The following is a 15,691-nucleotide window of genomic DNA, read 5'->3' as shown; positions in this document are numbered from 1 at the left end:
CGTTCTGATCGGCACCACGTGACGGGGGCGGGGATCCGGACGGTTCCCGCTCCGCTCACCCGGCCTCCGGCCGGAACGCCACCAGGGTCATGTCGTCCCGCCGCGGCTCGGCGCCGCGATGGGCCGCCAGCGCCGCCTCCAGGGCCGCCATCTGCCCGTCGAGGGGCAGGCCGCGATGCCGCGCCAGGATCTCGGCGACGGCGCGATACCCGAGGAGGCGCCGGGGCGTCCCGCCCATCTGGTCGCTGACCCCGTCCGTCATCAGGTAGTAGGTCGCGCCGTCGCCGAGCGGCAGAGAGACCGTGGAGAACGGCTCCTCCCGGCCGGTCGGCCGGTAGCCGAGGCCGTGCCGGCGCCCCTTGATCCGCGCGACCCCGTCCGCCGACAGGACCGTGAGCGCGAGGCCGGCGCCGGCGAAGTCGAGCGTGCCCGCCGCCCGGTCGAGGACGCAGATCCCGCAATCGAGCCCCTCGTCCGACAGGTCGGATTCCTCCCGGTCCTGGCGCAGGCGCGCCCGCACCGTTCCGTCCAGGGCGGCCAGGATGGCGTCGGGCCGGCGCAGCCCCCGGTCGTGGAGGATCCGGTCGAGGGCGGTCGCCACGATCAGGGTCAGGAACGCACCGGGCACGCCGTGGCCGGTGCAGTCGGCCACGACCACGATGCGGAGGCCGTCGATCTCCTCGATCCAGAAATAGTCGCCGCCGACGACGTGCAGCGGCTCCCACAGCACCGCGACCTCGAGACCGGACTCGCGCAGGGAGCCGGGCCCCGGCAGCACCGCCCGCTGGATGCGGCGGGCGTAGTGCAGGCTCTCCATGACGAGGCCGTTCGCCTCGGCGAGCCGGGCATGGGCGCGCTCGAGCTCGGCGAGCAGGTGGCGCGCCTCGTCGCCGCTGCGCAGGCCCTCGACCATCCGGTTGAAGGCCGCGGAGACGTCGGCGATCTCCCGGCTCGGCCGCCGGTGGCCGGCGAGGTCGACCGTGACCCACTCCTTGCGCTCGACCCGGCCCATCGCCGCGAGGAGCCGCGCCAGGGGCGCGAGCACGTGCCGGGCCACCGCGAGCCGCAGGGCGAGCGCGAAGGCCAGGATCAGCGCGAGGCTGGCGCCGAGCACCATCACGACCTGCTTCTCGGCATTGGCCCGCAGGGCCTCCGCCGACAGGACCAGGGTCAGGCTGCCGGCGGGCTGGGGGCCGGAGCCGTCCCGGTTCCCCGCCTCGATCTCCGACGAGACCTGGATGCGCTCGAAGCTGCGGCCCCGCGGCTCCTCGCCGAGCCGCCCGATCACGGCGCCGGACGCATCGCGCAGCACCGCGAAGCGGAAGGCCGGATCGAGGGTGAGCGCCTGGAGCTGCGGCCCGAAGGAGGCGGGCCAGTCCGGACGGGCGAGCGCCCGGGCGGTCATGTCCGCCATCATCTGCGCCCGCTCGCCGGTGAGGCGGATCTGGTCGCCGTAATTGACCCAGGCGATCACCACCTGGGTCAGCAGCACCACCGCGGCGATCACCGGCGAGAGGCGCCGGAACAGGGTATGGGCGAGGCCGTCGAGGTCGCGGCCCCGCGCCGCGCCGCGCAGGGCCCCCGGGCGCATCGTGTCGGCGCCGCCGTCCCGCGCGGTCGGCACCCCGGCGAAGCCGAGATCGGCGCGCGCGTCGCCCCGGCGCAGCGGGCCGGCGCCGCGCAGGGAGCCGCCGCGGCGGGAGACCTCCTGACGGGGGGCGTCCTGCGGCAGGGCCTCGCCGCTCATGGGGCGGGCTCCGTCGGGGCGGGCTCCGCGGGGGCCGGCAGCGCCGGCTCGACGCGGTTGCGGCCGCCGTTCTTGGCGGCGTAGAGCGCCGCGTCGGCCCGGCGCATCGCCGCCTCGAGGCTCTCCCCCGGCCCGGTCGCCGCGAGCCCGATGCTGACCGTGATGCCGATCGGTCCCGAGTCGGTGGCGACCGGACGCGCCGCCACCGCGGCGCGGATGCGCTCGGCGACCGCCGCCCCGTCCCCGGGCCCGGTCTCGACGAGCAGGACGGCGAATTCCTCGCCGCCGAGCCGCCCGACGGCGTCGAGGGAGCGCAGGGCCGAGCGGCAGGCGGCCACGAAGGCGACGAGCGCCGCGTCGCCGGCGGCGTGGCCGTGATTGTCGTTGACGAGCTTGAACCGGTCGAGGTCGAGCATCAGCAGGCAGGCCGCCTGGCCCGGGCGCCGCGGCCAGTCGCGGGCGCAGACCTCCAGGAAGCGCCGCCGGGCCAGCGCCCCGGTGAGCGGATCGGTATCGGCGAGGCGGCGCAGCTCGGCCTCGAGCCGGGCGCTGGTCTCGATCTCGCCCGACAGGGCCTCGTTGAGCGATTGCAGGTCGCGCTGCTGCTCGCCCAGGCGCTTGTTGGCCTTCTGCAGGTCGGCCTGCATGCGGTCGCTCAGGCGCACCAGCCGGCGCTGCTCGCGGTAGCCGCGGCGGTAGGCCTCGGCCAGCACCTTCACGCCGTCGGCGACGGCGGCGAGCTGGGTCAGCATCACCTCGGTCCGGTCGAGGATCGCCTCCTCGTTGTCGAACAGGCTGAACACGTTGGCCGCCCCGCCGGGCTTGGCTCCCCCACCCTTGCCGGCGCCGGCCTTGCGGGGGCCTGCATCCGGGGGGCCGCCGGCCTCGGGGAGAGGCCCGCCGTCGGTCCCCGCGGCGCCGAGGTCCCGCGTCATGCCGCGGTCTCCTGCACCATCTCGAACCGGGCGTGCGAGAAATCGGCGGAAAAGTCCTCGCCGGCCTCCGCGATGGTGTCGTCGCCCGCGGCGTAGAGCCAGCGGATCGTCACCTCGCGGCCCTCCTCGGCGGCGTCCTCGAGGGGCAGGAACAGGTTCATCAGGGCCTTGGCGCTCGACGAGTTGAAGTACGACAGCGCGACCTCGAAGGTCAGCGGCGTCGCCTCCCCCTCCAGGCAGCCGCGCAGGGCCTGGAGCAGCGGGCCGTAAAAGGCGGCGGCATCCTCGGGGTAGGATTCGCCGCGCAGGAGCAGGCGCCCGGCGGGAAAGTCGAAATCGACCAGCGGCGAGCGGCTGGTGGCGGGGATCTGGATCCGGTCCATCGTCGTCGCGCGCCTCAGATGAAGGCCTTGAGGCAGAAGAAGCAGCGGTCGTCGCCGCGGGCCTGGAAGTCGTACTCGACCGGGGCGCTGGCGCGCCGGGCGATCTCGATCAGCCCGATGCTGCCGCCGAGGCTGCCCTCGTCGGCGGGCTGGCGCAGCCGCTCGCGGTAGTACTTCTTCAGCTCGTCGCCCGACAGGCCGGCGATGTGGTCGAGCCGGGCGCGCAGGGACGTGACGTGCTCGCCCGGCACCTCGTTGCCGCAGGCGACGAAGAAGCGCCCGTCCTCGACCCCCACCACGATCAGGCCGGCGCTCACCATGCCGCCCGCCGGAGCCTCGCCCGGCGGCACGAGCTTGTCGGCGGAGTAGCGGATGATGTTCTGCGCCTGCTCGACGAAGACCGAGAACACCCGCTTCGACACCGAGGCGTCGGTGGCGCCCTGCCGCATGCGCAGCTTCAGGACCTCGCCGAGGGAGAACAGCACGTTCTCGGACAGGTCGCCGCCGAACGACAGGATGATCCCATTGCGCCGGGACGCCTCGTGGAACGCCATGAAGTCAGTTGCGAGCACCGCTCTCTCCCGCCCGAAGCCGAACGGCCTAGGCCTTTCGATCGAATTCGCCAGGTCTCGGTCGCGGGCCCGGCGAGACGACATGTTAGGTCACAGACACTGACTCGATTCTTACTCCGCCCGTTCGAGGAAGTCCCTCACGGAGATGAGAAAAATGCGGGCGCTGATCATCGGCGGGCGATTTCTTACCCATGGTCTGACTGAAATAGTCGCGACTTGCCTCCGGCTTGTGCATCCGAGCCCCGATATCTCGACTGGCCGATCGAATCGCGTCGTCGCCGATGCGGATCCCGTGCCGCGGGGACGAGGCCCGCGCGGCGCGATTCGCCGCCCGCACGGAGCGCCCCTTGCGGGCGGCGGGACGCCGGGGCAGCATCGGGCGCGGCGGCGGAGCGCGTCCGGGCATGGTCGAGATCAAGCGGCGCCGGTCCTTCGAGGCCGGGCACCGGCTCAAGTTCATGGTGCTGGTCGACGAGACGCCGGAATGCGACCGCGCGGTGCATTTCGCAGTGCGCCGGGCGGCGCGGCTCGGCGCCCGGGTGGTGATGCTGGCGGTGGCCGAGCCGCCCGAGACGATGGAGTGGCTCGGCGTCGGCGACGCGATGCGGGCCGAGGCCGAGGCCGAGACGCGGGCGCGCCTGGAGGGGCTGGCGGCGGCGGCGCGCGGGGCGGCCGGCGTCGACCCCGAGCTCGTCGTGCGCAGCGGCGAGCGCGCCGACGCGATCCTGCGCCAGATCGAGGCGGACGAGGACATCGCCTTCCTGGTGCTCGCGGCGGCGGCCGGCAGCGACGGGCCGGGGCCGCTCGTCGCCTCGATCGCCGGGCGCACCGCCGGCAGCTTCCCGGTGCCGGTGGTGATCGTGCCGGGCGGCCTGAGCGAGGCGGAGATCACGGCGCTCGCCGGTTGATGGCCGCCCTCCATTGAGCTTTCGCGCGTTCGGGTCCACATCTGCCCGCAGGCGCGGGCTGCCCCTTGCGGGCGCCGCGTCGTTCCCGGCCGGCCTTGAACCGGCGCAGAGAACTCTCCCGAGGATCATCATGTTCATCCAGACCGAAGCCACCCCGAACCCCGCCACCCTGAAGTTCCTGCCCGGCAAGGTCGTGCTGGCGGACGGCACCTTCGAGGCGCGGGACGAGGGGGCGGCGGCGCGCTCGCCGCTGGCCCGCGCCCTGTTCGGCGTGCCGGGGGTCTCCGGCGTCTATCTCGGCCACGACTTCATCTCGGTCACCAAGGCCGAGGGCGAGCCGGGCTGGCCGCAGGTCAAGCCGGCGGTGCTCGGCGCCATCATGGAGCACTTCATGTCGGGGGCCCCGGTCCTCGAGGCCGGCCACGCCCCCGAGGAGCCGGCCGAGGAGTTCTACGCGGAGGCCGATGCCGACACGGTCGCCACGATCAAGGACCTGCTCGAGACCCGGGTGCGCCCGGCGGTGGCCGGCGACGGCGGCGACATCACCTTCCGGGGCTTCCGCGACGGCGTGGTGTTCCTGGAGATGAAGGGCGCCTGCTCGGGCTGCCCGTCCTCCACCGCCACCCTGCGCCAGGGCGTGCAGAACCTCTTCCGCCACTTCCTGCCCGACGTGCGCGAGGTCCAGGCGATCTGAGATCGCGTCCAGGCGATCTGAGATCGCGGTCGGCCGTCTCCTGACGCCGAATCCGCCGCCGGGCGGTTTCCCCGCCGGCGGCGGATGATCTAAAGGCTGAGACGGAAACCGGGCCGCCCCGCATCTGCGGGGCGGTCCTTCTTGTGTTAACCTGTGCGTGCCAAGCTGGGACTCAAGCGGCGGGGTCGATCATCGGCCACCCGCGGCCGGCGGCACGGACCCGGCCGCGGCAACGAGCCTGCGGACGGACGAGAGGGCGGAGCCTGACGGTGATGCGGATCCTGGCCATCGATACGGCGCTCGAGCGCTGCGCGGCCTGCATCATGGCGGACGACTCGCCCGAGCCCCTGGCGCAGGAGAGCATGGATCTCGCCCGTGGCCATGCCGAGGCGCTGCTGCCCCTCGTCGAGCGGGTGATCGCCCGGGTCGAGGGCGGGTTCGACAGCCTCGACCGGGTCGCGGTCACGGTCGGCCCGGGCAGCTATACCGGCCTGCGGGTCGGCCTCTCGGCGGCCCGCGCGGTGGGCCTCGCCTGCGGCATCCCGGTCGTCGGCGTCACCACGCTCTCGGCCCTGCTGGCGCCGCTGCTCGCCGCCGACGAGGATTTCCTCGGCCACGGCTACCTGCTCGCCGCCGCGATCGATGCCCGCCACGGCCACGTCTATTTCCAGGCCCTGAGCCAGGACGGCGGCATCGCCGTCCCGCCGAGCCTGCTGCCCCTGGCCGAGGCCCTGCGGCTCCTCGGCTCGGGCCCGGCGGCGCTCGCCGGCTCCGCCGCCCCGGCGCTCGCCGCGGCCGCCGCGGCCCAGGGCGTGCGCGCCGTGGTGCCGGACGGGCACATCGCCCCGCAGATCGCCTGGGTCGCCTCGCTCGGCCTCGTCGCCGATCCGGCCCATGCCCTCGCCCGCCCTCTCTACCTGCGCGGGCCGGACGCCCAGCCGCAGGACCACGCGCGCCTCGCCCGCCGCTGACGGAGCTTTCCCCGATGAAGTGGATGCCGTTCCGCTCACCTCCCACCGCCCATGTCGCGCCGCTGACCTCGGCCGACCGGGCCGGCGAGCTCGCGGCGCTCCACGCCACCGCCTTCGCGCGGCCCTGGGAGGCGGACGAGTTCGAGCGCATGCTGTGCGAGCGCGGCCACGTCGCCCACGCCCTGATGATGGGCACGCTGCTCGCCGGCTTCGTCCTGTCGCGCCGAGTCCTCGACGAGGCCGAGATCCTCACCGTCGTCCTCGGCCCGGCCTCCCGCGGCGCGGGCCTGAGCCGGCAGCTGCTCCGCGCGCATCTCGTGGCCCTGGAGGATCTCGGCGTGCGCCGGGTCCATCTCGAGGTCGACGACGGCAACGTCCCGGCGCTCGCCCTCTACCGCCGCCTCGGCTTCGCCGAGACCGGCCGGCGGGCGAGCTACTACGCCCGGTCGGACGGCAGCCGCGCCAACGCCATCATGATGCAGGTGGCCTTGGGGTAGGACGCATTGGGGACAGGCCGCCCCGGGGGAGGACGCCCCGGGACGGGAAGGACCGGCCGGCGGTGGACGCCCCGGGCCGGACTTGGTATGCGGCAGCGGTGAGCGCGGCCGGGCCGCGCGGCCCGCGAGACAGCCTGAGCGCCCGCCGCCCGAACCATGACGCATCTCGTCGCCGGCCTGCGCCTCCTCGCCTACGCGCTCACCTTCCTGCTCCTCGTCGGCCCGCACTGGCTCGCGCTGAGGTTCGGGCGCGGCACCGTCGCCGGCCACGCGCCGGCCTGGCTGCACCGGGTCTTCCTGCGCCTGTTCCAGGTGCGGATCACCGTCGCCGGCACCCCGCCGGCCGCCGGGGAGGCGGCCCTGGTGCTCGCCAACCACATCTCCTGGCTCGACATCCCGGTGCTGGGAAGCCTGCGGCCGCTCTCCTTCGTGGCGAAGTCCGAGATCGCCGGCTGGCCGGTGATCGGGACGCTCGCGCGGCTCCAGCGCACCCTGTTCATCGACAGGGGCCGCAAGCGCCACACCGCGGTGGTCAATACCGAGATGAGCCGGCGCCTGCGCGACGGCGACCTGATCGTGCTGTTCGCCGAGGGCACCACCGGCGACGGCACCCGGCTCCTGCCGTTCCGCACCTCCCTCGTCGGCGCCGCGCGGGCGGCGATCAGCGAGGGCGGGATCGACCGGGTGCGGCTGCAGCCGCTCTGCATCGCCTACACGCGCCGCCACGGCCTGCCGCTGACCCGGGCCGAGCGCCCGGACGTCGCCTGGTACGGCGACATGGCGCTCGCGCCCAGCGTGACGATGTTCTTCGAGCGCGGGCCGATCGACGTGACGGTGACCTGGGGCGAGCCGATCGCCTTCTCGGCCGGCACCGACCGCAAGGCGGCGACCGCGCTGGCCGAGGCCGGGATCCGCCGCGCCCTGCAGGAGGCGGTGACCGGGCGCCCGCCGGCGCCGGTCCGCGACCCCGCACCGGAGGCGCCGCGCGCCGATGCCCCGCCCGCCGCGGCCGCGCCGCCTATTCTCATTCCGGCCGCGACGGCTTAAATGAACGGAACTGGCCTCCGGGCCGCCGCCGCATCCGATCATCTCCGCTCAGGGCCGGTTCGTTGAAGAAAGCGTTCGTCAAATCCTACGGCTGCCAGATGAACGTCTACGACGCCTCCCGCATGGTCGACCTGCTCGGCCGCGAGGGCTTCGTCGAGACCGGCACCGTGGAGGAGGCCGACGTCGTCGTCCTCAACACCTGCCACATCCGCGAGAAGGCGGCGGAGAAGGTCTATTCCGAGCTCGGCCGCCTGCGGGTGCTGAAGGGCGAGCGGGCGGAGGCCGGCCGCGACACCACGGTGGTGGTGGCCGGCTGCGTCGCGCAGGCGGAAGGCCGCGAGATCCTCAACCGCGCGCCCGGCGTCGACGTGGTGGTGGGGCCGCAGAGCTACCACCGCCTGCCGCAGCTGCTCGCCGCCGCGAAGGACGGCCGGGTCGTCGACACCGAATTCCCGGTCGAGGACAAGTTCGACCACCTGCCGCTGCGCCGCACCCCCGGCGTCTCGGCCTTTCTCACGGTGCAGGAGGGCTGCGACAAGTTCTGCGCCTTCTGCGTCGTGCCCTATACCCGCGGGGCCGAGGTCTCGCGGTCGGTCGCGAAGATCGTCGCGGAGGCCGAGCGGCTGGCCGCCGCGGGCGCCCGCGAGCTGACCCTGATCGGCCAGAACGTCAACGCCTTCCATGGGCCCGGCCCGGACGGGCGCGACTGGACGCTCGGGGAACTCCTGCACCGCGTCGCCGCGATCCCCGGCATCCTGCGGCTGCGCTACACCACCAGCCACCCGCGCGACATGGACGAGGCCCTGATCGCGGCGCATCGCGACCTGCCGGCCCTGATGCCCTACCTGCACCTGCCGGTGCAGTCGGGCTCGGACCGGATCCTCGCCGCCATGAACCGCAAGCACGACGCCGACACCTATCGCCGGCTGATCGACCGGGTGCGGGCGGCACGCCCCGACATCGCGCTCTCCTCCGACTTCATCGTCGGCTTCCCGGGCGAGACCGACGCCGACCACGCCGAGACGATGCGGCTCATCGCCGATGTCGGTTTCGCCAGCGCCTTCTCGTTCAAGTACAGCCCGCGCCCCGGCACGCCGGCGGCCGACAGCGCCGACGCGGTGCCGGAGGCGGTGAAGAGCGAGCGGCTGGCCGAATTGCAGGCGCTGCTCGAGCGCCAGCGCCAGGACTTCAACCACGCCACCGTGGGACGGACCGTGCCGGTGCTGATCGAGAAGGCCGGGCGCCATCCGGGCCAGGTCGCCGGCAAGTCGCCCTATCTCCAGGCGGTGCAGATCGAGGGCGACGTCTCGGCGATCGGCACCGAGATCCCCGTGCGGATCACCCGGACCGGCTCCAACAGCCTGTTCGGCGAGGCGATCGACGCAATCCCGGCCGCTGCCACGGTCGCCGCGTGAGGAACGACAGGATGCCGACGGGAGAGGCGGGCGGCCGCGGGCCGAGAGGGCGCGAGCCCGCGCGGGAGATCGCGCCGCGGGCGGTGGCGGGCCTGAGCGAGGCCGCCGAGATCGCCCTCACCTTCGACGACAACCGCCTGGCGAGCCTGGTCTTCGGCCAGTACGACCAGAACGTCGCCCATCTCGAGCGGCGGCTCGGCGTCGTGGCCACCGCCCTCGGCAACCACGTCGTGGTCAAGGGCCCGCCCGATTCGACCGAGCGGGCGCGCCGGGTGCTGGAGCTGCTCTATGCCCGCGTCCGCGACGGGGGAGGGACCCCGCTCACACTCGGCGACGTCGACGGGGTGATCCAGGAGAGCACGATCCAGGGCAACCTGTTCTCGCCGGCCGAGGCGCCGGCCAACGGCGAGCGCCCGTCCTTCGACCAGATCGCCACCCGGCGCCGCGGCGCGGTGCGGGCCCGCAACGCGGCGCAGGACGCCTACATCAAGGCGCTGCGCGCCCACGAGCTGGTCTTCGCCGAGGGGCCGGCCGGCACCGGTAAGACCTGGCTCGCCGTCGGCTACGCCGTCTCGCTGCTCGAGCAGGGCCATGCCGAGCGGCTGATCCTGTCGCGCCCGGCGGTCGAGGCCGGCGAGCGCCTGGGCTTCCTGCCCGGCGACATGCGCGAGAAGGTCGATCCCTATCTCCGGCCGATCTACGACGCGCTCTACGACTTCATGGAGGCGCGCCACGTCGACCGCGGCCTGCAGACCGGCATGATCGAGATCGCGCCGCTCGCCTTCATGCGCGGCCGGACCCTGACCAACGCGGTGGTGCTCCTCGACGAGGCGCAGAACACCACCTCGATGCAGATGAAGATGTTCCTGACCCGGCTCGGTGAGAACTCGCGCATGATCGTCACCGGCGATCCGAGCCAGATCGACCTGCCGCCGGGCCAGAAATCCGGCCTCGTCGAGGCGGTGCGGATCCTCGACGGCGTCGAGGGCGTCGGCCGGGTGACTTTCCGGGACGTCGACGTGGTGCGCCACGACCTGGTGCGCCGGATCGTCACGGCCTACGAGGCCGATGCCCGGGAGAACCCGGAGGCTGCATCCCAGCGGCCGACGCCCTCGCGCCGGGGGCCGCTGCCGTGAGCGACCACGACGAGAACGAGAACGAGATCGACGTCGCGGTCGAGGACGAGCGCTGGGAGGGCGTCGCGCCCGACCTCGAGGACTTCGTCGCCCGCGCCGTCGAGGCGGCCCTCGCCACCGTGCCGCCCGGCGGCCCGATCGAGATCAGCATCGTGCTGACCGACGATCCCGCGGTGCAGGAGCTGAACCGCGCCTGGCGCGGCAAGGACAAGCCGACCAACGTGCTGTCCTTCCCCAACGAGCAGCCGCATGGCGGCGGGCCGCGCCTCCTCGGCGACGTGGTTCTTGCGTATGACACACTCCTGCGCGAGAGTGGCGAGCAGTCCAAGCCCCTCGGCCACCACCTCGCCCACCTCGTGGTTCATGGCACGCTGCACCTCCTCGGTCACGACCACGAGCTCGGCGATGCCGAGGCCGACGCCATGGAGGCGTTGGAAGTCGCGGCCCTGCGGCGCCTCGGCATGCCGGACCCGTACGGCGACCCGGCCGAGTAAGGCGCGGAGCGCCCTCACTCCAGACGCGAGAGACATGAGCAACGATCGAAGTCGCAGCGCCGCCGCGACCGCGCAGGCGATCCCGGAGGACGACAGTCCGGGGCGCGAACCCTGGTATGATCGCCTTCTCAACATCTTCCACCTGAAGGCCCGCGACGCCCAGCGCGACGGGCTGTCGGACGCCCTCGCCGAAATGCAGAACGGCGACCACGCCGTCTCGCCGGTCGAGCAGGCGATGCTCAAGAACGTGCTGAGCCTCCACCGGGTGCGGGTCGACGACGTGATGATCCCCCGGGCCGACGTGGTGGCGGTCTCGATCGACACCGCGCTCGGCAACCTGCTCAAGGTCTTCCGCTCGGCCGGCCATTCCCGCCTGCCGGTCTACGGCGAGAGCCTCGACGATCCCCGGGGCATGGTCCACATCCGCGACTTCGTCGACTACATGGCGAGCCGGGCCGAGGCCGCCGGCGACGGCCTGCCCGACCTCGCCGAGGTCGATCTCACGGCGACGCTGGCCACCACCCGGATCCTGCGGCCGGTGCTGTTCGTGCCGCCCTCGATGCCGGCGATCGACCTGCTTGCCCGGATGCAGGCCAGCCGCACCCACATGGCCCTCGTCATCGACGAGTACGGCGGCACCGACGGCCTGATCTCGATCGAGGACCTGATCGAGGTCGTGGTCGGCGACATCGAGGACGAGCACGACGTCGCCGAGGGCCATCGCGTCCTCAAGGTCGACGGCGAGAGCGAGATCTTCGTCGCCGACGCCCGCGCCAGCCTCGACGACGTCGCCGAGGCGACGGGCGTCGACCTCGCGGCGGCGGTCGGCGAGGCGGCCGAGGAGGTCGACACCCTCGGCGGCCTGATCGTCACCATCGCGGGTCGCGTCCCGGCGAGGGGCGAGGTCATCGCGGTGCCGGGCGACTTCGAGGTCGAGGTGCTCGATGCCGATCCGCGCCGGATCAAGCGGCTGCGGATGCATCGCGGCCTCGCCCGGCTCGAGGGGCCCGGGACGCCGCTCGCCCTGCCGCCGCCGGACGGCGAAGCCGCCTTGCGGGCCGAATCCGCCGCCTGACCCGTCCCCCTGCGGCGCCCGGGCATCGTTCGCCGGGGCGGGCGCCGGTCCGGCGAACGATGCCCTCCTTCCAGACCGGGCGGAGATGCGCGACGCATGCCCGCCCGCGCGCCGCCCCGCGAGCCCGCCCATCATGCACGACATCGACACCGACGGGGCGGCGCGCGCCGCCCCGGCAGCGCCGTTCGGCCTCGCGCCGCTCGCGCACCGCATCGCCCTGACCTCCGGCTGGACCCGCCTGGGCCTCGCCTGGCTCGCCGGCGCCTGCGGCGCCCTGGCGATGCCGCCCTTCGGGATCCTGCCCGCCCTCTGCCTCGCCCTGGTGCCGGCGGTCTGGCTCCTCGACGGGGCCGCCACCGCCTCCTCGCGCCTCGGCCGGCGCGCCGGCACGGCGCTCGCCGCCGGGCTGATCGGCTGGGCCTGGGGCTTCGGCTACCTCACGGCCGGCCTGTGGTGGTTAGGGGCCGCCTTCCTGGTCGAGGCCGACCAGTTCGCCTGGCTGATGCCGCTCGGCGTGCTCGGCCTGCCGGCGGCGCTCGGGCTGTTCTACGGCGCGGGCTTCGCCGTCGCCCGGCTGATCTGGTCGCCGGGGCCCGGCCGCATCGCCGCCCTGGCCTTCGGGGTCGGCGGGGCCGAGTGGCTGCGCGGCCACCTGTTCACGGGCTTTCCCTGGAACACGATCGGGATGGCGCTCGGCCAGAACCTCTGGCTCATGCAGGCGGCCTCGGTCGTCGGCCTCTACGGCCTGACCGTGCTGGCCCTGCTGTGCGGCGCGGCGCCCGCCACCCTGGCGGATGCCGGCGGCCCGGCCCGGCGCTTCGGCCCCACCCTCGCCGCCCTCGTCGTCCTCGCCGGCCTGGGAGGCGCGGGCGCCCTGCGCGTGCCGGCGGGCCCGGTGCCGGAGGTGCCCGGCGTGCGCCTGCGCCTCGTCCAGGCCAACATCCCGCAGGATGCCCGCTTCAACCCGCGCAACCGCGAGGGCATCCTCGAGCGCTATCTCGGCCTGAGCGACAGCGCCACCGCCCCGGACCGCCAGGGCCTGCGCGACGTCACCCACCTGATCTGGCCGGAATCCTCGTTCCCGTTCCTGATCCAGCGCGATCCCCAGGCCCTGCGGCGGATCGGGTCGGCCCTGCCGCCCGGCACGCTGCTCGTCACCGGCGCGGCGCGGGCCGACGAGCCGCTGCCCGGCGAGCGCCTGCACTTCTACAACTCGATCCTGATGATCGGGCAGGACGGCCTGGTCGGCGGGCGCTACGACAAGCTCCACCTCGTGCCGTTCGGCGAGTACCTGCCGGGGCCGGTCGACAGCCTGCTGCGCGCCCTCGGCCTCAAGCAGTTCGTGGCGGTGCCCGGCGGCTTCACCCCGGCCGAGGCGCATGAGCGGCGCTCCCTGACGGTGCCGGGCCTGCCGCCGGTGGCGCCCTCGATCTGCTACGAGGCGATCTTCCCCGGCGCCGTCGCATCGCACCGGGATCGTCCGGGCCTCCTCCTCAACGTCACCAACGACGGCTGGTTCGGCGACACGCCCGGGCCGCGCCAGCATTTCGCCCAGGCGCGCCTGCGCGCCGTAGAGGAAGGGATTCCTCTCGTCCGGGCGGCCAATACCGGCGTCAGTGCCGTGGTCGACCCCTACGGCCGGGTGACCGGAATGTTGTCGGTCGGAACCGAAGGCGTGCTCGATCGCAATCTCCCGAGAAACCTTAGGGAAAGCCCGCCATACGTACGTTTCGGCGATGTTTTTTTCGCCGTCATGCTTCTAGGGTGCGGGGTGATTGCAATCGGCGCGCGCCATCGTCGCGCGCCCCCACCGCCCCGCGGAGCGTCGATGTGAAGAAGGCACCCGATCCGGTCGATCGCCATGTCGGGCATCGCGTGCGCGTCCGGCGGCTCCTCGTCGGCGTGAGCCAGGAGAAGCTGGGCGACGCGCTGGGCGTGACCTTCCAGCAGATCCAGAAATACGAGAAGGGGACCAACCGCATCAGCGCCAGCCGGCTGCGCCAGATCGCCGACATGCTCGGCGTGCCGGTGAGCTTCTTCTACGAGGGCGCGCCGCGCCAGGACGGGACCCGCGACGAATCGGCGGAGCCGACCCCCGGCACCGCCGCCCACGACGTGTTCTGGACCAGCCAGGACCTGCAGCTGGTGCGCGCCTTCCAGCGCATCGGCGACAGCCAGGTGCGCCGGCGCATCATCAGCCTGGTCGAGGCGATCGGCGCGGCGGCGCCCGACGCGGACGCGCCCGACACGGCTCCCCCCGACGCCGAGTGACCGCCCGCATCGGTGCGGGGTTGCAAAGGTGTCGGTGCTCGCCGTGCCGCCATGACGCTATGACCCCCTGAACGCGCGGACCACGCGCGACGCCATCGCGCGCCGGCGCGACGACATCGCGCGCAGGCGCGGCAGGGAGGATCGAGTGCGGACCATCGAACGGGAGCCCGGCACCGGGGTCGCGTGGCCGGAGCGGCCGCGGGACGGCTTTCCCCCGGTCCTGATCGGGCTGGGGCTGATGCTGGTCGCCTTCAATCTCCGGCCCGCCCTGTCGAGCGTCGGTCCGCTCCTGCCGGGAATCCGGGCGGAGACCGGCCTGTCCGGCGCCCTGGCCGGGGCCCTCGTCACCCTGCCGGTCCTGTGCCTGGGGGTATTCGGGCGCCTGGCGCCGCTGCTCGTGCGGCGCATCGGGCCGGATGCCGGGGTGCTGGCGGCCCTGGTGGTGCTGGCGCTGGGGCTGACCCTGCGCGGCCTCGGCGGGGTGCCGCTGCTGTTCCTCGGCTCGGTGGTCGCCGCCGCGGCGATCGGCATCGTCGGGGTGATCCTGCCCGGCATCGTCAAGCGCGACTTTCCCGACCGGGCCGGCCTGATGACCGGCCTCTACACCGCCCTGCTGTGCCTCGGCGCCGCCGCCGGCGCCGGCTTCACCGTGCCGGCGCGCCGGGCGCTCGATCTCGGCTGGGAGGGCGCCCTGATGCTGTGGGCCGCGCCCGCCCTCGTCGCCGCCGCCGCCTGGCTGCCCTTCGTCCGCGGCCGCCCGCTTCCCTCCGGCACCGCCGCGCGGCCGAGCGGCGCCCTGTGGCGCGATCCCCTGGCCTGGCAGGTCACGGCCTTCATGGGCCTGCAATCGTCGCTCGCCTACATCGTGTTCGGCTGGCTGCCCGCGGCGCTCGTCGATCGCGGCTTCGACATCGTCGCGGCCGGGCTCGTCGCCTCGGTCTCGGCGCTGGCGCAAGGCCTGCTCGCGCTCCTGGTGCCGACGCTCGCGGCGCGCCGGCCGGACCAGCGGCCCTGGGTGGTGCTGGTCGTCAGCCTGCCGCTCGTCGGCTTCACCGGGCTCCTCGTCGGGCCGCTGGCCCTCGCCTGGGGCTTCGCCCTGGTGCTGGGCCTCGGGCTCGGCGGCTGCTTCGGCCTCGCCCTGACGCTGATCGTGCTGCGGGCCGGCGACCCGCGTGCCGCCGCCGAGCTCTCCGCCATGGCGCAGGGCGTCGGCTATTGCGGCGCGGCGCTCGGCCCGTTCCTGGTCGGGATCGTCCACGAGGCGAGCGGCGGCTGGTTCCTGCCGGCGATGCTCTACGCGGCCCTGTGCCTGGCGGCGGGGAGCTTCGGCCTGATGGCGGCGCGGAACCGGACGGTCCGGATCTGAGTCGCGTCCGATCGCGTTCGCGGGCCGAGCCCGGACCCCACGGGGAGCGGAACGGCCACGGCTCCTTCACCGTCCGTAGCCGCAACCGTCGACGACGTCCCGGCCCCGATCGGCGGCCGGCGCACGAATCCGGCCCGGTCCCGGGAGCGTCGCCTCCCGGGATTCTTCGCAGGGCCGGTG

At 73.9% G+C, this 15,691-nt stretch carries 16 protein-coding genes; 12 read left to right on the top strand and 4 right to left on the bottom strand.

The window, feature by feature from the left end; genetic code table 11:
* Nucleotides 1-55: 55 nt before the first annotated feature.
* Genes A5481_RS35750 through A5481_RS20480 form a run of 4 tightly spaced genes read right to left on the bottom strand, consistent with a single transcriptional unit; the run spans nt 56 to nt 3,637 of the window.
* Nucleotides 56-1,747, bottom strand: a complete 1,692-nt coding sequence (locus A5481_RS35750) for a SpoIIE family protein phosphatase (RefSeq protein WP_082984941.1) — start codon at nt 1,745-1,747, stop codon at nt 56-58.
* Nucleotides 1,744-2,682 (bottom strand): GGDEF domain-containing protein, encoded by a 939-nt coding sequence (locus A5481_RS20490; protein WP_082984940.1) that lies wholly within the window; start codon nt 2,680-2,682, stop codon nt 1,744-1,746. Before A5481_RS20490 ends, A5481_RS35750 begins: the two co-directional genes overlap by 4 nt.
* Nucleotides 2,679-3,065, bottom strand: a complete 387-nt coding sequence (locus A5481_RS20485) for a DUF1987 domain-containing protein (protein WP_048435590.1) — start codon at nt 3,063-3,065, stop codon at nt 2,679-2,681. The genes A5481_RS20490 and A5481_RS20485 overlap by 4 nt, the downstream gene beginning before the upstream one ends.
* 14 nt (nt 3,066-3,079) lie before the next feature.
* Entirely contained in the window at nt 3,080-3,637 is a 558-nt protein-coding gene (locus tag A5481_RS20480; RefSeq protein ID WP_048435589.1) for a SiaB family protein kinase, read from the bottom strand.
* Nucleotides 3,638-4,041: 404 nt separating this feature from the next.
* On the opposite strand from A5481_RS20480, the gene A5481_RS20475 reads away from it, so the two are divergent.
* The 12 genes from A5481_RS20475 (at nt 4,042) to A5481_RS20420 (ending at nt 15,511) form a co-directional block, all read left to right on the top strand.
* Nucleotides 4,042-4,545 carry a universal stress protein gene (locus A5481_RS20475; protein ID WP_048435588.1) on the top strand — a complete coding sequence of 168 codons (504 nt, stop codon included), beginning with the start codon at nt 4,042-4,044 and terminating at the stop codon, nt 4,543-4,545.
* A gap of 130 nt (nt 4,546-4,675) precedes the next feature.
* Nucleotides 4,676-5,239 (top strand): NifU family protein, encoded by a 564-nt coding sequence (locus A5481_RS20470; RefSeq protein ID WP_048435587.1) that lies wholly within the window; start codon nt 4,676-4,678, stop codon nt 5,237-5,239.
* Between the two features lie 272 nt (nt 5,240-5,511).
* Complete coding sequence (gene tsaB / locus A5481_RS20465) at nt 5,512-6,210, top strand: tRNA (adenosine(37)-N6)-threonylcarbamoyltransferase complex dimerization subunit type 1 TsaB (RefSeq protein ID WP_048435586.1); 699 nt, start codon at nt 5,512-5,514, stop codon at nt 6,208-6,210.
* Between the two features lie 14 nt (nt 6,211-6,224).
* Nucleotides 6,225-6,707, top strand: a complete 483-nt coding sequence (locus tag A5481_RS20460) for a GNAT family N-acetyltransferase (protein WP_048435585.1) — start codon at nt 6,225-6,227, stop codon at nt 6,705-6,707.
* A gap of 156 nt (nt 6,708-6,863) precedes the next feature.
* Nucleotides 6,864-7,754 (top strand): lysophospholipid acyltransferase family protein, encoded by an 891-nt coding sequence (locus A5481_RS20455; protein WP_048435584.1) that lies wholly within the window; start codon nt 6,864-6,866, stop codon nt 7,752-7,754.
* 62 nt (nt 7,755-7,816) lie between these two features.
* On the top strand, nt 7,817-9,169 hold the full coding sequence (gene miaB / locus A5481_RS20450) for a tRNA (N6-isopentenyl adenosine(37)-C2)-methylthiotransferase MiaB (RefSeq protein WP_048435583.1): 1,353 nt from the start codon (nt 7,817-7,819) through the stop codon (nt 9,167-9,169).
* Between the two features lie 11 nt (nt 9,170-9,180).
* Nucleotides 9,181-10,305 (top strand): PhoH family protein, encoded by a 1,125-nt coding sequence (locus A5481_RS20445; protein ID WP_082173290.1) that lies wholly within the window; start codon nt 9,181-9,183, stop codon nt 10,303-10,305.
* Complete coding sequence (gene ybeY / locus A5481_RS20440) at nt 10,302-10,799, top strand: rRNA maturation RNase YbeY (protein WP_048435582.1); 498 nt, start codon at nt 10,302-10,304, stop codon at nt 10,797-10,799. Before A5481_RS20445 ends, ybeY begins: the two co-directional genes overlap by 4 nt.
* Before the next feature lie 34 nt (nt 10,800-10,833).
* Nucleotides 10,834-11,874 carry a hemolysin family protein gene (locus tag A5481_RS20435; RefSeq protein WP_048435581.1) on the top strand — a complete coding sequence of 347 codons (1,041 nt, stop codon included), beginning with the start codon at nt 10,834-10,836 and terminating at the stop codon, nt 11,872-11,874.
* 133 nt (nt 11,875-12,007) lie between these two features.
* Entirely contained in the window at nt 12,008-13,708 is a 1,701-nt protein-coding gene (gene lnt, locus A5481_RS20430) for an apolipoprotein N-acyltransferase (protein ID WP_048435580.1), read from the top strand.
* Entirely contained in the window at nt 13,705-14,145 is a 441-nt protein-coding gene (locus A5481_RS20425) for a helix-turn-helix domain-containing protein (protein ID WP_048435579.1), read from the top strand. The genes lnt and A5481_RS20425 overlap by 4 nt, the downstream gene beginning before the upstream one ends.
* 145 nt (nt 14,146-14,290) lie before the next feature.
* Entirely contained in the window at nt 14,291-15,511 is a 1,221-nt protein-coding gene (locus A5481_RS20420; protein ID WP_245239017.1) for an MFS transporter, read from the top strand.
* Nucleotides 15,512-15,691: the final 180 nt, after the last annotated feature.

The organism is Methylobacterium platani (assembly GCF_001653715.1).
Lineage (GTDB): Bacteria > Pseudomonadota > Alphaproteobacteria > Rhizobiales > Beijerinckiaceae > Methylobacterium > Methylobacterium platani.
Note: the sequence above shows the minus strand (reverse complement) of the source record. Positions and strands in the feature narration are given on the sequence as shown.

Bases quoted from the DNA above. Each gene is read 5' to 3' on its own strand.
- A5481_RS35750 (WP_082984941.1), bottom strand. From the start codon at position 1,747: ATGAGCGGCGAGGCCCTGCCGCAGGACGCCCCCCGTCAGGAGGTCTCC.
- A5481_RS20490 (WP_082984940.1), bottom strand. From the start codon at position 2,682: ATGACGCGGGACCTCGGCGCCGCGGGGACCGACGGCGGGCCTCTCCCC.
- A5481_RS20485 (WP_048435590.1), bottom strand. From the start codon at position 3,065: ATGGACCGGATCCAGATCCCCGCCACCAGCCGCTCGCCGCTGGTCGAT.
- A5481_RS20475 (WP_048435588.1), top strand. From the start codon at position 4,042: ATGGTCGAGATCAAGCGGCGCCGGTCCTTCGAGGCCGGGCACCGGCTC.
- A5481_RS20470 (WP_048435587.1), top strand. From the start codon at position 4,676: ATGTTCATCCAGACCGAAGCCACCCCGAACCCCGCCACCCTGAAGTTC.
- tsaB (WP_048435586.1), top strand. From the start codon at position 5,512: ATGCGGATCCTGGCCATCGATACGGCGCTCGAGCGCTGCGCGGCCTGC.
- A5481_RS20460 (WP_048435585.1), top strand. From the start codon at position 6,225: ATGAAGTGGATGCCGTTCCGCTCACCTCCCACCGCCCATGTCGCGCCG.
- A5481_RS20455 (WP_048435584.1), top strand. From the start codon at position 6,864: ATGACGCATCTCGTCGCCGGCCTGCGCCTCCTCGCCTACGCGCTCACC.
- A5481_RS20445 (WP_082173290.1), top strand. From the start codon at position 9,181: ATGCCGACGGGAGAGGCGGGCGGCCGCGGGCCGAGAGGGCGCGAGCCC.
- A5481_RS20435 (WP_048435581.1), top strand. From the start codon at position 10,834: ATGAGCAACGATCGAAGTCGCAGCGCCGCCGCGACCGCGCAGGCGATC.
- lnt (WP_048435580.1), top strand. From the start codon at position 12,008: ATGCACGACATCGACACCGACGGGGCGGCGCGCGCCGCCCCGGCAGCG.